Below are 13,380 nucleotides of genomic sequence, written 5' to 3' on the forward strand. Positions count from 1 at the left end.
CGAAGGAATAACTCCGCTCGACTTGCATGTATTAGGCACGCCGCCAGCGTTCGTCCTGAGCCAGGATCAAACTCTCCATAAAAGTGGTAAGCCCGAAGGCTTGGCCATTTTTAAGAATTCGCTTGTTAGCTCATTCAAAAAACTAGCTTTACGAAACGTTAATTTCGCGATTTATGACCATTTGACTGGTCGCTCATTGTTCAGTTTTCAAGGAACAAATACTTCTTGTTTTGATCGCCCATGTCTCAGCGGCGACTTGATTAATATATCACATCCGACCATTCAATTGCAAGCTTTTTTTTAATTCTTTTTTCTTACTCGCTTGCCAGCATTACGCTGTTTCATGTTTGCCTCGGAGGCGGTAATAAAGAATTTATCATATGCCAACATGGTACGTCAAGCATTAATTCACAAAAAAAATCGCGGGCACGCTGCCCGCGATTAGTTCCTTCTAAGAAACACTGTGATACCGCAGCTCCAATGCTTCTGTATCCCCCAGCAGCGGCATATAGGCAACTTCTCGGATGTACCCACGCATGACTAGCTTCTGAAGTAACAGCGACAAATCCATATGCAAGTCCATAAGGTGCGGATGTGTTTGCAACTCCATTACGCTCCATGGCTCTTCGCGGCTGCCTAGTATGGAGAAAAGCAGCCCACAGGAAGATTTCATTTTGCTCATAACCGAGAACTCGCAAGCCAGTAATACGAGCTGCACCCGCTTCTCAAGTGATTCCGGCGATATAGTCAGTTCTTCATATAGTTTATAAATGCCGGGGTTGAACCGCCTCATCTGACGCCAAACCGTTAGTTCCGGATGTACACCTTCTTCAATAAACGCAATATGCGCCCAATGATGAAGAGCAGTTAGTACATTGGAGTAAGCATCAAGCAAGTTGTTGTCCTGCAAATCCTGCTTAGCCTGAAGATAAGAACGAATGAAATGTGAGAACTCCACCAATTCCTTCTGTCCGCGCAAGGATGCCGGGAAAGAAAGCAAACTTTCCCTGAGGTTAAACAAGTAATTGTCTCGATCCACCAGGATCTCCCCCCGAACAAGCCATTGTATGATACTGCGATTCTCGCCGCCTGCTGTCCATTGTTCCAGCATTGCAGGAGTTACGGTTCTGATTTGTACCCGATCACCACCGATGCGTACATGTTCGATACCCCGGTTTGGGTCGATCTGCTTAGAAACAACCAGTATTAATAAATCCAATCCGTCGATCATTGGATTATACGGAACCGGGTTCTCAATGGCTGCTAAACTAATCAGCGCCTCATTATGTTCAAAAATTGTTTTAAAATGTGCCTTTATCTGTTCCACGGTCTATCCCCCATATAGCTTCATGCTGTTGTTTAAGCTATAATGATTTCGCAGTTGTTTATACTCTTGTTCGACAATGTACGCAGGTTTTCCTGCCTAAGGTCTTAGAAAACCGTACGTAAATGTCAGAAAGGATTTGTGATATGTTCGGAAAATCAAGTAAAATCAATGAATTTCGGCTCTGGGGCCTTATGTTCACGCTGTTTGGAATGGGACTAATGATACTGGGTACAGCCGGGATTGTTTTCTGGGGACAAGCCGGTAAAGTATTCGCGGGAATCTTTATGGTCATCGGTATGATCGCTATGCTGGCGAGTGTAGGTGTTTATTTCTGGGCGGGCATGCTGTCGACAAGCGCAGTCATTCTGAATTGCCCCGAATGCGGCAGACATACGAAGATGCTCGGCAAAACTGACCGCTGCATGTATTGCAAAACAAAGCTGACGCTGGATCCTAATCAGGCAACTGATCTGGACGATACGGAAGAAGAAGAAGAAGAAATCACTCAGCCCCAGGCATAGAATACGCGATAATAAAAACGCCCTTCGACCGGTATCCAGCCGGCGAAGGGCGTTTTTGCATGAGGATTATGGAAGTTTATTTAATGATTGATGAATGATTGCCCAGATATCATCGGATTGGAACTGGCGCTGCCATGTCGCGACACCGGCTATTCCGTATTTCTTGGCTAATGCGGTTCTTGCCTTCAAAGAAAGTCCATCTTCGATCCATATGCGCTGCAATGCGCCATCTTCCTCGTATTCCACGTAATTCTGTCCGGAATCAGCGTCAAATGTCGGCTTAAGTTGATGTTCTTTAATAATGGTCTTTACAGTTTCCATTCCGAGTGCCTTCGAGCTTACTTTGACTTTCCCGGAATCATCTTTCTTCTCAGTCCATAACCGGGCATACAGCGGCATGCCTAACACGATTTTGTTAGCAGGTACACCGTCTTCTTCGATAATCCGTGCAAGCGACTGTTCTGTCCAAGGCAGTGAAGCAACTGAACCTGCTGTAGGACTGGATGCCCAATGTTCATCATAGGCCATGATCATCATATAATCGACAACTTTACCCAGCGCCTCGCGATCAAGGAACAAGGACCACATTTCACTGTTCGACTTAGGCGTAACGTCGATGGATACAACAACATTCTGTTCATGCATGATCGGCGTAAGCTCACGAACAAATTGCACCAGATTCGCTTTATCTGACGTATTCACATTTTCAAAATCGAGATTGATTCCTTTAAGCTTGTACATCTGTGCAAAAGCAGCAAGCTGATGAATCATCTGCAGGCGAGTATCGGCCTTTGCTAATGCTGCCGTCGTCCGCTCCGGGTCGAAACCGTTGCTAAACACCGCCCACACTTGCATGCCTCTGTTCTGAGCCCATTTTACATAATGCATATCCGCTTTGCTTCTAATATTACCTTCACCGTCAAGAAGCTCGAACCAAGTTGGAGAAACGACATTCACACCGGGCATCTCACTGATTTGATCGGTGTCAGGCGCTTTCTCGTAGACCGCTTCCCATGTTAGATTAATTTTGCTGCCGATCACTTTCCATGCTGTGAATGGAGCCGGTTCGATATGCTGCTTTATTTGCTCCGCTTCCGTCAATTCAATATCCCGTTTCTGGGCGTATCCCAAAATACCATCTGTACTCTGGACCGTGTACCAGCCTTCCTTCTCTCCCCATATGCGCACAATATCTGTATCCACCAGGCGATCTACAATAGGTTCTTTAATCGTTGGACCGCGCCGTATCACTGCTTTGTCATGAACAATACCACGCTGAACTGAATCCCCTGCTCGCAGAATCGTGATAATATCGTCTTGCTCATTATATTCAGCATGAAGTCCATAAAGCTCTTCAAGCGGTGTGATCGGCAGATAAACGGCATCATCCTTTACCTGTGCGGCGATGCGCAGCGGATAAGCCTTTTTATTGATGGTCGCGGTTAAAGCATTTGTCTTCATCCGCAGCACTTTGTTTGCATTTGTTAGTACGATGGTGCCGGTTTTGGCTTCATAATACACTTCTTCCTTGAGTCCCAGCTGATCATGAATGAAGCTTAAGGGAAGACTTATGATATCTTGATTGACCAGCGCATTACCTTCGGCCACGTTGCCGTGAAACAGAATCGGGTGCGCTGCACCGTATTCCGGTTTAACTTCTGTATTATTAGGGGACAGCCGCTGCCATCCCAACCACATGCCTGCCGCTGCAGCCAGTATTCCACTAGTTAGTACTGCCCATTTCAACCAACCGCCGCCACTTTGTCGTCTAGGCCGCATTCGAACGGTTTCCACTTGTAAAGCTCTCCTCTCCAAATTAAGCTATTCCACTGATGTGGGCATTCATCAAATAAAAAACGCGCATGATGGTGAGCTGCCTCTACCCCTGCGCGTTTATCGGTCTTTCAATCATCGCTTGTTAATTGGTGTGCCGCGCGGAGCAATCTGCGCAATACCCATAAATCTCCATTCGATGCCCCTCTACTTTAAAGCCCGTTTCTTTGGAAGCCGCTGCTTCTACATCTGTAAGAGGTGGATAGTCAAAATCAACGATTGTGCCGCATGCACGGCAAATGGCGTGATAATGATCAGTCAGGTCGGCATCAAATCTGCTTGAATCGTCGCCATAAGTCAATTCGCGAAGTAAGCCCGCATCGACAAACAGCCGGAGATTATTATAAATGGTCGCCACACTCATACTAGGGAATGATGGCGAAAGTGATTTATAAATTTCGTCTGCAGTGGGGTGTGTCATGGAGTGCATGAGAAAACTTAAGATTGCATGACGCTGCGGGGTCATTCGTACGCCGGTACTTTTTAATTGTTCAAGCGCCTGCTCAACGGTCGCACCCATGCCCAACACGTCCTTTCTGCTTTTGTTAGAACCATTGTACGTGGATACTTTTCATTTTGTCAATGAAAGCGGGAATCATTTTATTATTTGTAACGATTTACCTGAATGCTGCTGTTGGCATCAATATTGATCCTGTAGGTCGCCGTTCCAATGCTGCCACGGATCGTTTTCTTGCTAATTGTCAGCGGCAAATCGCTTGTAACTTCACCGAACGTAACCGAGCCGTTAACCGAATAATTACCATATAGAGGAAGCGATACGACGATCTCGCCAATTGAACTGTCGATATCCCAGTCGCCGCCTACTTGGGAGCTCGCAATCTGAATATCACCGTTGAGGGTATCCGCTTTGATTGCGCCCGTACCTTCTTTAATGATAATCTCACCGTTCTTCGTATCTGTATCGATGTCACCGGTCACTTGCTGCAAGTTGATACTGCCGCTAAGTGTAGAAGCTTCTACTGCGCCAGTTACGTAACCAGCTTTCACATCGCCATTATAGGTGCTCAGCTTAGCATCGCCGGTCAGCGTTGAAGCATCGATGCTGCCATTCTTCGTTTCAGCTTTCACTGAACCTATCAGACCATGCAGCGCGATAGCGCCGGTTGTCGCTTTAATGCTTAGTCCTCCCGGTAAAGTCAGTCCCGTTACATCTACAGAACCATTCACGATTTGGATGGCCAGTTCGGATTGGACGTAAGTGATTGGCGGAATGGCTGCATTCGTATCTGTTTGACCTGCGTCCGTATCATCGATTGTTGCTGTCTGGTCAGGCGTTTCGGTTTCGTTTGGTTGAGATGCATCGTTCGATTCATTGGTACCCGTCGAATCAGCAGGTTCTGTTGTCTCAACCGGTATGAGCTTCCCAAACGCAGACTCGGCAGGTACGGTCACTACTATATTCATACGCGGCACTCGATCTCCATTAGCACCATACGGATGGCCTTTTGCCTCGATTTTCAACTCATCTTCACCGCTGACGGTAATTTCCGACTTGCTGGCTGTATCGTCTGCTTCTGTCTGCTCGGCTGTATCTACCCACATGACCGTTTCGACCGTCAGCTCGCTCCCATTGCCCTTCTTAACTGTAACTTTACCGTTCGGGTTCACGATCTCGATACCTGTGGTCTCATACGTAACTGGAGCATGAATGGTTTCCTTGGCGTAACGAAATCCTTTCTCTTCCCCGTAGGCGCTCGTTCCGGTCAAATTAACCTTAAATTCATCCAGCCATCGAAATGGCATCGAGGCAAACTGTGTCACGCCAAAAGCAGTAACTGCTATGAGTGCAGCTAGGAATGTTCCTCCGATATCAAAAGACGGTCGTTTGGAAGCCGTGCGATAGATGAGACTCATGATGACGACTTCAATGCCTAACAGGACAAACGCTGCCGGCCACCATTGTCCGATCAGTTCCATATCATTGCGATCGCGAATTTGGTCCCATAGCAATAATGCCCCTATCGTGATCATCACCGCGGCAGCAGTGAATCTCCCCAATTTAAACATGACTCTATTCCTCCTTGAGGCAAATCCGATCGCGAGCACGATAAAACCTATTCCAGGTGCATAAGTGCCCATCTTATCTACGATCGATTGAAAGACGACAGGCGCTTGGACAAATATAAGCAAGAGAAACGCAAGTCCGATGACAGCAATTCCTTGCACGATCGTGCCTATTCCTAATCGAGGCGAATCTTCCGCAGCTGAACTAGCAGCAGCTTCACGCTGTTTAGCCGCCTGCTGGAGCGTATCGAACACGCTGTAAAACCAAAAGAACGGCAGCGCCAATCCTAAAAAGATGATGAGCAGTGCGTATTTCCCACCGCCTTCGTCTGCAAACCGAATCATCGCAGCGATATCGGTCAACGTGCCGAGCAGCAGCAGCATGCCTGTTAAATGCCGTCCGAGCGCAAGATGTCCGGCGCCTGGTATGAGAAAAGCGAGCAGCGACGCAAGGAGTGTACTTCGAGATGATTCACGCATGAGATGGATGGCACCTCCCGGCTGTTGATGATTACAAATATTGTATCATAATTTCCCGCAGCAAAAGAGGCATGTCCGCATTACGCCGGACATGCCTCTTTGTGTGTTGTTATTGATTCAAGCGCGCAAGCAGCAGCTTGTTAACAAGCGCTGGGTTTGCTTTGCCCTTCGTTTCTTTCATCACCTGACCAACTAAGAAGCCGATGGCTTTCTCTTTGCCGGCTTTGAAATCTTCGACGGATTGCGGGTTGCCGCTGACGATGCGGTCGACCACTTCTGCGATCGCACCTTCATCGCTTATTTGAACAAGGCCTTGCTCTTCAACGATTTGCTGAGGACGTTTGCCTGTTTCGAGCATTTCTTTAAAGACAGTCTTGGCAATCTTGCTGCTGATCGTGCCTTTCTCCATCAGACCGATCATCTCGCCAAGTCCTTGACCTGTCAGCTTGATATCTTCCAGCTCAAGGCCGCCTGCATTCAAATAACCGAGCAGATCGCCCATGATCCAGTTGGATACCGCTTTAGCATCCTTCGTAAATTGAAGGCTTTCCTCGAAGAAATCAGCCAACTTCTTGGACGAAGTGATAACGCCTGCATCGTAGGAAGGGAGACCGAATTCAGCTGTATAGCGGGCTTGGCGCGCGTCCGGAAGTTCCGGAATGGATGCAAGAACACGTGCCTTCCACTCTTCGTCTATATGGATCTGCACAAGGTCAGGATCCGGGAAATAGCGATAGTCATGCGCTTCTTCCTTGCTGCGCATGGAGAACGTTTTGCCTTGCGCTTCGTCCCAGCGGCGTGTTTCCTGAATAACCTTGCCACCGCTGTCCAGGATATCAGCTTGGCGCATTTGCTCATACTCGAGACCGCGCTGAACGCCGCGGAAGGAGTTCATGTTCTTAAGCTCCGCACGTGTGCCGAATTGCTCCTGATCGTAAGGACGGAGACTGACGTTGGCATCGCAGCGAAGCGAGCCTTCCTCCATCTTCACATCGGATACATCACAGTAGAGCATGATAGCTTTCAGCTTCTCTAGGTAAGCCTTCGCTTCTTCCGGCGTACGAATGTCCGGCTCGGAAACGATCTCGACAAGCGGCGTACCGACACGGTTAAAGTCAACCAGAGATGCAAAGCCGCCTTCGACATGCGTCAGCTTGCCCGCATCTTCCTCCAAGTGGAGGCGCGTAATACCGATGCGTTTGGTCTTGCCATTCACTTCGATGTCGATCCAGCCATGCTCGCCGATCGGCTTATCAAATTGCGAGATTTGGTACGCTTTCGGAGAGTCCGGGTAGAAATAGTTTTTGCGATCAAATTTGCTGATGTCGGCAATTTGGCAGTTGAGTGCCATAGCCGCTTTCATCGCGAATTCCAGCGCCTGACGGTTCAATACCGGCAGCACGCCTGGGTGTCCGAGACAGATCGGACATGTATGGGTATTCGGCGGGGCGCCGAAGGAGGTGGAGCAGCCGCAGAAGATTTTACTCTTCGTGTGGAGCTCAACATGCACTTCCAGCCCGACAACCGTTTCGTAAGTGTTCGGTTCAAACATCGTTTAGCCCTCCTGCTTTATTGGCATCCGAGAATTATAGCTGCGGACGCTGTTTATGATGCTCAGTATGCTGCTCGAAAGCATGCGCGGCGCGAAGCACCGTGCGCTCATCGAACGCTTTGCCGATAATTTGCAAACCAACAGGCAAACCGTCTGCGAATCCGCAAGGTACGCTGATTGCCGGAATACCAGCCAAGCTGACCGGAATGGTGCAAATATCGTTCAAGTACATGGTGAGCGGGTCGCCCACTTGCTCGCCGATACGGAAAGCAGGAGTAGGCGCAGTCGGCCCGATGATCAGATCAAAGTTCTGGAACACGTTGTCAAAATCTTGCTTGATCAGCGTGCGCACTTTCTGTGCTTTCAAATAATACGCATCATAATAACCGGAGCTGAGCGCATATGTGCCGAGCATAATACGACGCTTCACTTCCGGACCGAAGCCTTGACTGCGGGATTTGCGATAAAGTTCAAGCAGGTTATCCGGGTTCTCTGCACGAACGCCGTAGCGGACGCCATCAAAGCGTGCCAGGTTCGACGAAGCTTCGGACGAAGCGAGCAGATAATAAGTCGCTACCGCGTATTCCGTGTGCGGCAAGGACACTTCTTCCCATGTTGCGCCGAGGCTTTCGAATTGTTTCAGCGCAGCAAGAACCGCTTCTTTGACCTTCGGATCGATACCTTGTCCGAGGTATTCCTTCGGTACACCGATGCGAAGTCCTTTGACATCGCCGCTTAACGCGCCAACATAGTCCGGAATTTCAACGTTAGCCGAAGTTGAATCACCTGCATCGTAGCCTGCGATTGCTTGCAGCACATAAGCAGAATCTTCAACGTTCTTCGTAAGAGGTCCGATCTGATCAAGTGAGGAAGCGAATGCAACGAGACCGAAACGCGAAACCAAGCCATAAGTCGGCTTCAAACCGACAATACCGCAATAAGCAGCTGGTTGACGAATAGAACCGCCAGTATCGGAGCCAAGCGCGAAATAAACTTGTCCAGCCGCAACGGATGCCGCAGATCCGCCGCTTGAACCGCCCGGTACATAGTCCGTATTCCACGGATTGCGTGTCGGGTGGAAGCTTGAATTCTCGTTAGAGCCGCCCATTGCGAACTCGTCCATATTCAACTTGCCGATCGTAACCGATTGGGCTGCGTTCAGTTTCTTCATTACGGTCGCGCTATAGATTGGATCGTAGTTGCGCAGAAATTGGCTCGCGCAAGTCGTAAGCAAGCCTTCTGTCACGATGTTATCCTTTATGCCAGCCGGCAAACCGAACAGCAATCCCTGCTCTTGGCCAGCTGCCAAAGCACTATCAAGCTCTGCAGCCGCAGCGCGCGCGCCTTCTTCATTCAGCGTCAAGAACGCTTGTATGGTAGCATCGGTAGCCGCAATGCGTGAATACGAAGCATCCACCAAATCGCCTACCGACAGCTCTTTCTTCTTTAATTGGTTATGTACTTCCTGTAGGCGTAAGTCAAAGAGTGCCAACAGCCGTTCCTCCCTTCGGTATAAACCCTCACACTATTATTCAAGAACAGCCGGCACTTTGAACTGGCCGTCTTCATCATCCGGCGCATTTCGCAGTGCAGTCTCGTTCGTAACCGACTCGCGAATGACGTCGTCACGCATGACATTGTGAACCGGCAGCACATGGCTGGTTGGTTCCACGCCGTCTGTTTGCAGCTCGTCCAGCTTCTCGGCATATTTAAGAATCGCATTCAGCTGGCCGGTAAACTGTTCCTTCTCTTGCTCAGAAAGCTCAAGTCGGGCCAAATTGGCCACATGCTCGACATCTTTGATGGTTATGCTCATTGTCTATGGTCCCGTCCTTTCCATCCATTTTGCACACATTCTACCTATTATAACGTAAGCCAGCATTTAAACTCAATGAGAATGCGAAGGTGAATCTGCTTAAGCAGGTGAGGAGCTGCGGTACATTTCCCGAATCATATCTTCGATGTCAGGCTCCTTCACGCTGAGATCGACAACCGAAAGCTTGGCTGATAAACCGCTGATCAGCTCGGACGCTGATATATCGCTTTTGTGGAACCGGTACGTCAGCTTAAGTCCGTCTTGTTTGATCAACTCCGCACCTGGATGCTGCAAGGCCGAAGGCTCAGGTAGCAGGCTAAGATCCAGTACGAGCAGCCGATAAGGCGCCATACGCAGAATCAGTTCCGACAGCGGGCCGTCCTCGACCACTTTGCCGTGATTGATGACGATCAGGCGTTTGCACAGCTGCTCTACATCATCCAGATCATGTGTCGTCAAAATAATCGTCGTGCCGCGCTTCATGTTCATCTCTTTGATAAACGTTCTGATGTTCTGCTTGGCTTCGACATCGAGCCCAATGGTGGGCTCATCGAGAAACAGAACGGATGGCGAATGCAGCATCGCCGCAGCTAAGTCTCCCTTCATGCGCTGTCCAAGCGACAGCTGCCTGACTGGTGTATTAACCAACTGATCGATGCCGAGCACGTCATGCATCATCGCCAAATTTGTCTTGTAAGTATCTTCATCTATACGGTAAATGCGTTTCAGCAGCTCGAAGGTCTCGCCAAGCCGCAAATCCCAGTACAGCTGCGTGCGCTGTCCAAAGACGACGCCTAACTGTTTAACGACGGACTTCCGACTTTCCTGCGGCGAAATACCGCCAATTCTCACCGAGCCTGATGTGGGATGAAGGATGCCTGTCAGCATCTTGATGGTCGTCGATTTGCCCGCTCCGTTCGGACCCAAATACCCAACCATCTCGCCCGGCTCGATCCGGAAGCTGATGCCATCCACGCCGCGCACGATTGTTTTCTCCGGCCGGAACAAGCTCTGGATGGAGCCGCTCAGACCGCTTTTCTTCTTAATGACCGTGTATTCTTTGACGACATTCGTAAGTTCAATCATCTGCACGCATCCTCTCTCTGCCGCGGCCGCTACGAGCCGGCGCTTTCATATCTCTTCAGTCCGTTTTGGAAAATAAAATGGCATAGCGCAAAAATAATAAGTCCGACAACCGGCGTCCAAATCGCCAGTCCGACAGGGAATGTGAACCCGTCCTCTTGGCCAATGAAATCCGCTGCGGGATAGAAGCTAATAAAGCCGATCGGCAGCACAAAGGTCAATGCCAGCTGGATCAGTCTTGGATATAAAGAGAGCGGGTACATCGTCGTCCGTTCCATCGTAGCCAGGGTCAGTGAAACGAGCGAGCCGCTGCGCTTCGTCCAGAACGCCGCAGAGCCCATGATCGTGCAGATCGAAGCGCGAATGAACATCCCGCCGATGACAACCCCCAGAAGTTTCAACACATTGAGTACATTCCAATCAAAGCCAATCTGCGCACAGCCATAGAAGAAAATAAGGAAGCCGGGAATGAGATCAATAAAGCCGATGAAGTTCACGTAGTTAACGACAAATTGAAAAAATACGTTCATTGGCCTAAGCAGCATACGGTCGAAATCACCGCGGACAACCATGTTATCGATATGCCAGGTTTGAATGAAGAAAATAACGGACAGGCCGTGGCTCAGCAGACCTAATCCGTACAGAAAAGCCAGCTGCGGGAAGGTCCAACCTGCCAGCGCTTGAAACTGCTCTACCATCAGCTTCAGCACCCATACCCCACTTATGTATTGTAAAGGGATCATAAGAAACCAGCTGACCAAGAACAGCGGATATTCCAACTGACGCTGAACGGCCAGTTTGGCAAAGAAATAAGCGACGGATGCATGATAGCGAATTGCGGTAACCATAACGGATTAACCTCCTTGAATGAGCGTGACACGCTGGGCACGCTGCCATACGACGTACGTGATAAAAGCAAGCACCGCAATCCAAGCCGCTTGAATGATAAGTGCCGTTCCTGCCTGTGCGTATGAGATTTTTCCAATATAGATGGAAAGTGGCGTTTGATACATGTACTGGAAAGGGAGAAAGCTCGACACGGTAGCCATAGGGCCGGGGAAGAACCAAATGGGGATGAGGCTGCCAGAAAGAATGCGCACGATCGCGTCCTTGACGTTGCCTAAATTGCCAAGCTCCATCACCCAAAATGAGATCATGCCGACGATTGCCCCCATGAGCCAGAGCAGTAGAAAACTTAGCATTAGGCTTGGTATAAAGAGGAGAAATGCAATTAGGCTGACAGGCAGCGGCGGTGTAAATAGAATCGATGCCAACAGCATAAGCGGAATGGCACGATTGACGAGCGCACTTACCGTGGTGCCGAGATCCTCAGCCAGAAACATGCCAAGCAGATGGATCGGCTTAATGAAATCGGTAGCGATATGCCCCTCCCGCACCCGATAGTACATATCATTTTGAACATTGACCGATAGAATTGCCCCCATCACAACGGATAAGATGGCATAGACGATCATTTGATCCTGGCTCACATCTTGTACGGAACCGATGCCCCGATAAGCCGCTTTCCATAGAAAGACTGATGCAAGCAGCATGACGGCGTTAGAAGCTACACCGGTGAACACTTCGAACCGATAGGCAATCGTCGTTAAAATTCTCATTTTGAAAAAATAGTAATAAGCAGACATACGATTCCCCCTTCCAACCCTGTCCAATAATTGGATGTTTTTGTTATATGATAACGTTGCCATTGCGGTTTGGGCAATAACTTTATGTGAAGTGAATCTTCATACAGGGCTAAGGGAGCTTTTACGTTACCTTCAGCTTTCTTTAAGGTTAACTGCCCATACTGGAGAATGTAACCAAGCACACCTAAACTCAAGGAGGAAGAAATAATGAACAAAACAATGAAAGCCCTCGGTTTAACGGCCGCTATCGCGGTGATGATTCCACTTAGCGCCTATGCCGCAACAAGCGCATCGACTACAGACACGAAATCTTCTACCACTGAAACTAAGGCCATCACTCAAGGGCCGCATGGTGGAAAAGGAGAATTTATTATGAAGCAGCGCGGCGGCGGCTTCTTCAGCCAAGAGGTTCTGGATTTGCTTAAACTGGATAGGGCAGCTCTGAAGGAGAAAGTGGATGCCGGCAAAACGCTGGCTCAAATAGCAGAAGAACAAGGCGTAACTCGGGATCAGCTGAAGCAAACGATGACAGCAGCGTTCGAGAAACAGCAAGCGGAAGAGAAAAAGACGTTCACCGACAATCTCGATAAATCGCTTGATTCCACTTTGAAAGATGGCATCGGGTTTGGCAGAGGAGATGTTGGCGGAGGTAAAGGCAATTTCAAGATGGAAATGAAGGCCGGAATTCGCTCAGGGCTAGCTGACTTTAGCGCATCCGCTAAAGTGCTCGGTCTAAGCGATGAGGAATTGAAAACTGCGCTTAGCGGTGGTAAAACACTTGCTGATTTGGCAAAAGAGAAAGGTATCGACGTTCAGAAGCTGATTGATGCGCAGAAGCAGGTAATCGCGGACAATCTGAATGCCGCCGTGAAAGCAGGCAAGCTAACCCAGGCTGAGGCCGATAAAGCTATTGCCGATGCAGCTGACATCGCAACACGCATCGTTAACGGAAAAATGGATAAGAAACCGCATATGATCAAAATTGACCGTAATGGTGTGAAACAAGATGTCAGCACCAAAACAGAAACATCATCTGCTGCATCGCCTGATACCGACGCTTAAGCTTAACAAGAAGAGGCTGTCCGAGAAGTCATCAT

Annotated in this window: 12 protein-coding genes and 1 rRNA gene; 2 read left to right on the forward strand and 11 right to left on the reverse strand. The window is 49.0% G+C overall.

Annotated features, from left to right (window positions below; genetic code table 11):
• Positions 1–82 (reverse strand): 16S ribosomal RNA (locus tag AC506A_RS15480); the annotation flags it as partial.
• A 369-nt stretch (positions 83–451) separates the two neighbouring features.
• Positions 452–1,327 carry a nucleotidyltransferase-like protein gene (locus tag AC506A_RS15485; RefSeq protein WP_495461919.1) on the reverse strand — a complete coding sequence of 292 codons (876 nt, stop codon included), beginning with the start codon at positions 1,325–1,327 and terminating at the stop codon, positions 452–454.
• Between the two features lie 143 nt (positions 1,328–1,470).
• Here AC506A_RS15485 and AC506A_RS15490 point away from each other — a divergent pair, with 143 nt between their 5' ends.
• Positions 1,471–1,848, forward strand: coding sequence for a YgzB family protein (locus AC506A_RS15490; RefSeq protein ID WP_495461920.1), 378 nt, complete (start codon positions 1,471–1,473; stop codon positions 1,846–1,848).
• 66 nt (positions 1,849–1,914) lie between these two features.
• Here the strand turns inward: AC506A_RS15490 and AC506A_RS15495 are convergent, their stop codons facing one another.
• From AC506A_RS15495 to AC506A_RS15535, 9 genes are all read right to left on the reverse strand, one after another.
• Positions 1,915–3,642: a glycosyl hydrolase family 18 protein gene (locus AC506A_RS15495; protein WP_495461921.1), complete on the reverse strand. Its 1,728-nt coding sequence runs from the start codon at positions 3,640–3,642 to the stop codon at positions 1,915–1,917.
• A gap of 124 nt (positions 3,643–3,766) precedes the next feature.
• A complete protein-coding gene (locus tag AC506A_RS15500) occupies positions 3,767–4,201 on the reverse strand; it encodes a Fur family transcriptional regulator (RefSeq protein ID WP_495461922.1) in 435 nt (144 codons plus the stop codon).
• Positions 4,202–4,284: 83 nt separating this feature from the next.
• Positions 4,285–6,186 carry a DUF4097 family beta strand repeat-containing protein gene (locus tag AC506A_RS15505; protein ID WP_495461923.1) on the reverse strand — a complete coding sequence of 634 codons (1,902 nt, stop codon included), beginning with the start codon at positions 6,184–6,186 and terminating at the stop codon, positions 4,285–4,287.
• Between the two features lie 109 nt (positions 6,187–6,295).
• Positions 6,296–7,738 carry an Asp-tRNA(Asn)/Glu-tRNA(Gln) amidotransferase subunit GatB gene (gene gatB, locus AC506A_RS15510; RefSeq protein ID WP_495461924.1) on the reverse strand — a complete coding sequence of 481 codons (1,443 nt, stop codon included), beginning with the start codon at positions 7,736–7,738 and terminating at the stop codon, positions 6,296–6,298.
• Positions 7,739–7,772: 34 nt separating this feature from the next.
• On the reverse strand, positions 7,773–9,230 hold the full coding sequence (gene gatA / locus AC506A_RS15515; protein WP_495461925.1) for an Asp-tRNA(Asn)/Glu-tRNA(Gln) amidotransferase subunit GatA: 1,458 nt from the start codon (positions 9,228–9,230) through the stop codon (positions 7,773–7,775).
• Between the two features lie 36 nt (positions 9,231–9,266).
• The gene (gatC, locus tag AC506A_RS15520; protein ID WP_091223885.1) at positions 9,267–9,554 is read right to left on the reverse strand and encodes an Asp-tRNA(Asn)/Glu-tRNA(Gln) amidotransferase subunit GatC; all 288 of its coding nucleotides are present in this window, start codon (positions 9,552–9,554) and stop codon (positions 9,267–9,269) included.
• Between the two features lie 99 nt (positions 9,555–9,653).
• Complete coding sequence (locus tag AC506A_RS15525) at positions 9,654–10,640, reverse strand: ABC transporter ATP-binding protein (protein WP_495461926.1); 987 nt, start codon at positions 10,638–10,640, stop codon at positions 9,654–9,656.
• Positions 10,641–10,669: 29 nt separating this feature from the next.
• Positions 10,670–11,485, reverse strand: a complete 816-nt coding sequence (locus AC506A_RS15530; RefSeq protein WP_495461927.1) for an ABC transporter permease — start codon at positions 11,483–11,485, stop codon at positions 10,670–10,672.
• Positions 11,486–11,491: 6 nt separating this feature from the next.
• The gene (locus tag AC506A_RS15535; protein WP_495461928.1) at positions 11,492–12,283 is read right to left on the reverse strand and encodes an ABC transporter permease; all 792 of its coding nucleotides are present in this window, start codon (positions 12,281–12,283) and stop codon (positions 11,492–11,494) included.
• Between the two features lie 207 nt (positions 12,284–12,490).
• Between AC506A_RS15535 and AC506A_RS15540 the strand changes: the two genes are divergently transcribed.
• The gene (locus AC506A_RS15540; RefSeq protein ID WP_495461929.1) at positions 12,491–13,345 is read left to right on the forward strand and encodes a hypothetical protein; all 855 of its coding nucleotides are present in this window, start codon (positions 12,491–12,493) and stop codon (positions 13,343–13,345) included.
• Positions 13,346–13,380 lie beyond the last annotated feature (35 nt).

This window comes from Paenibacillus sp. N22P23, from assembly GCF_059383735.1.

Excerpts from the sequence above, each read along its gene's own strand:
- AC506A_RS15540 (WP_495461929.1), top strand. The coding sequence starts at position 12,491 with ATGAACAAAACAATGAAAGCCCTCGGTTTAACGGCCGCTATCGCGGTG.
- AC506A_RS15500 (WP_495461922.1), bottom strand. The coding sequence starts at position 4,201 with ATGGGTGCGACCGTTGAGCAGGCGCTTGAACAATTAAAAAGTACCGGC.
- gatB (WP_495461924.1), bottom strand. The coding sequence starts at position 7,738 with ATGTTTGAACCGAACACTTACGAAACGGTTGTCGGGCTGGAAGTGCAT.
- gatC (WP_091223885.1), bottom strand. The coding sequence starts at position 9,554 with ATGAGCATAACCATCAAAGATGTCGAGCATGTGGCCAATTTGGCCCGA.
- AC506A_RS15525 (WP_495461926.1), bottom strand. The coding sequence starts at position 10,640 with ATGATTGAACTTACGAATGTCGTCAAAGAATACACGGTCATTAAGAAG.
- AC506A_RS15490 (WP_495461920.1), top strand. The coding sequence starts at position 1,471 with ATGTTCGGAAAATCAAGTAAAATCAATGAATTTCGGCTCTGGGGCCTT.
- AC506A_RS15530 (WP_495461927.1), bottom strand. The coding sequence starts at position 11,485 with ATGGTTACCGCAATTCGCTATCATGCATCCGTCGCTTATTTCTTTGCC.
- AC506A_RS15535 (WP_495461928.1), bottom strand. The coding sequence starts at position 12,283 with ATGTCTGCTTATTACTATTTTTTCAAAATGAGAATTTTAACGACGATT.
- AC506A_RS15505 (WP_495461923.1), bottom strand. The coding sequence starts at position 6,186 with ATGCGTGAATCATCTCGAAGTACACTCCTTGCGTCGCTGCTCGCTTTT.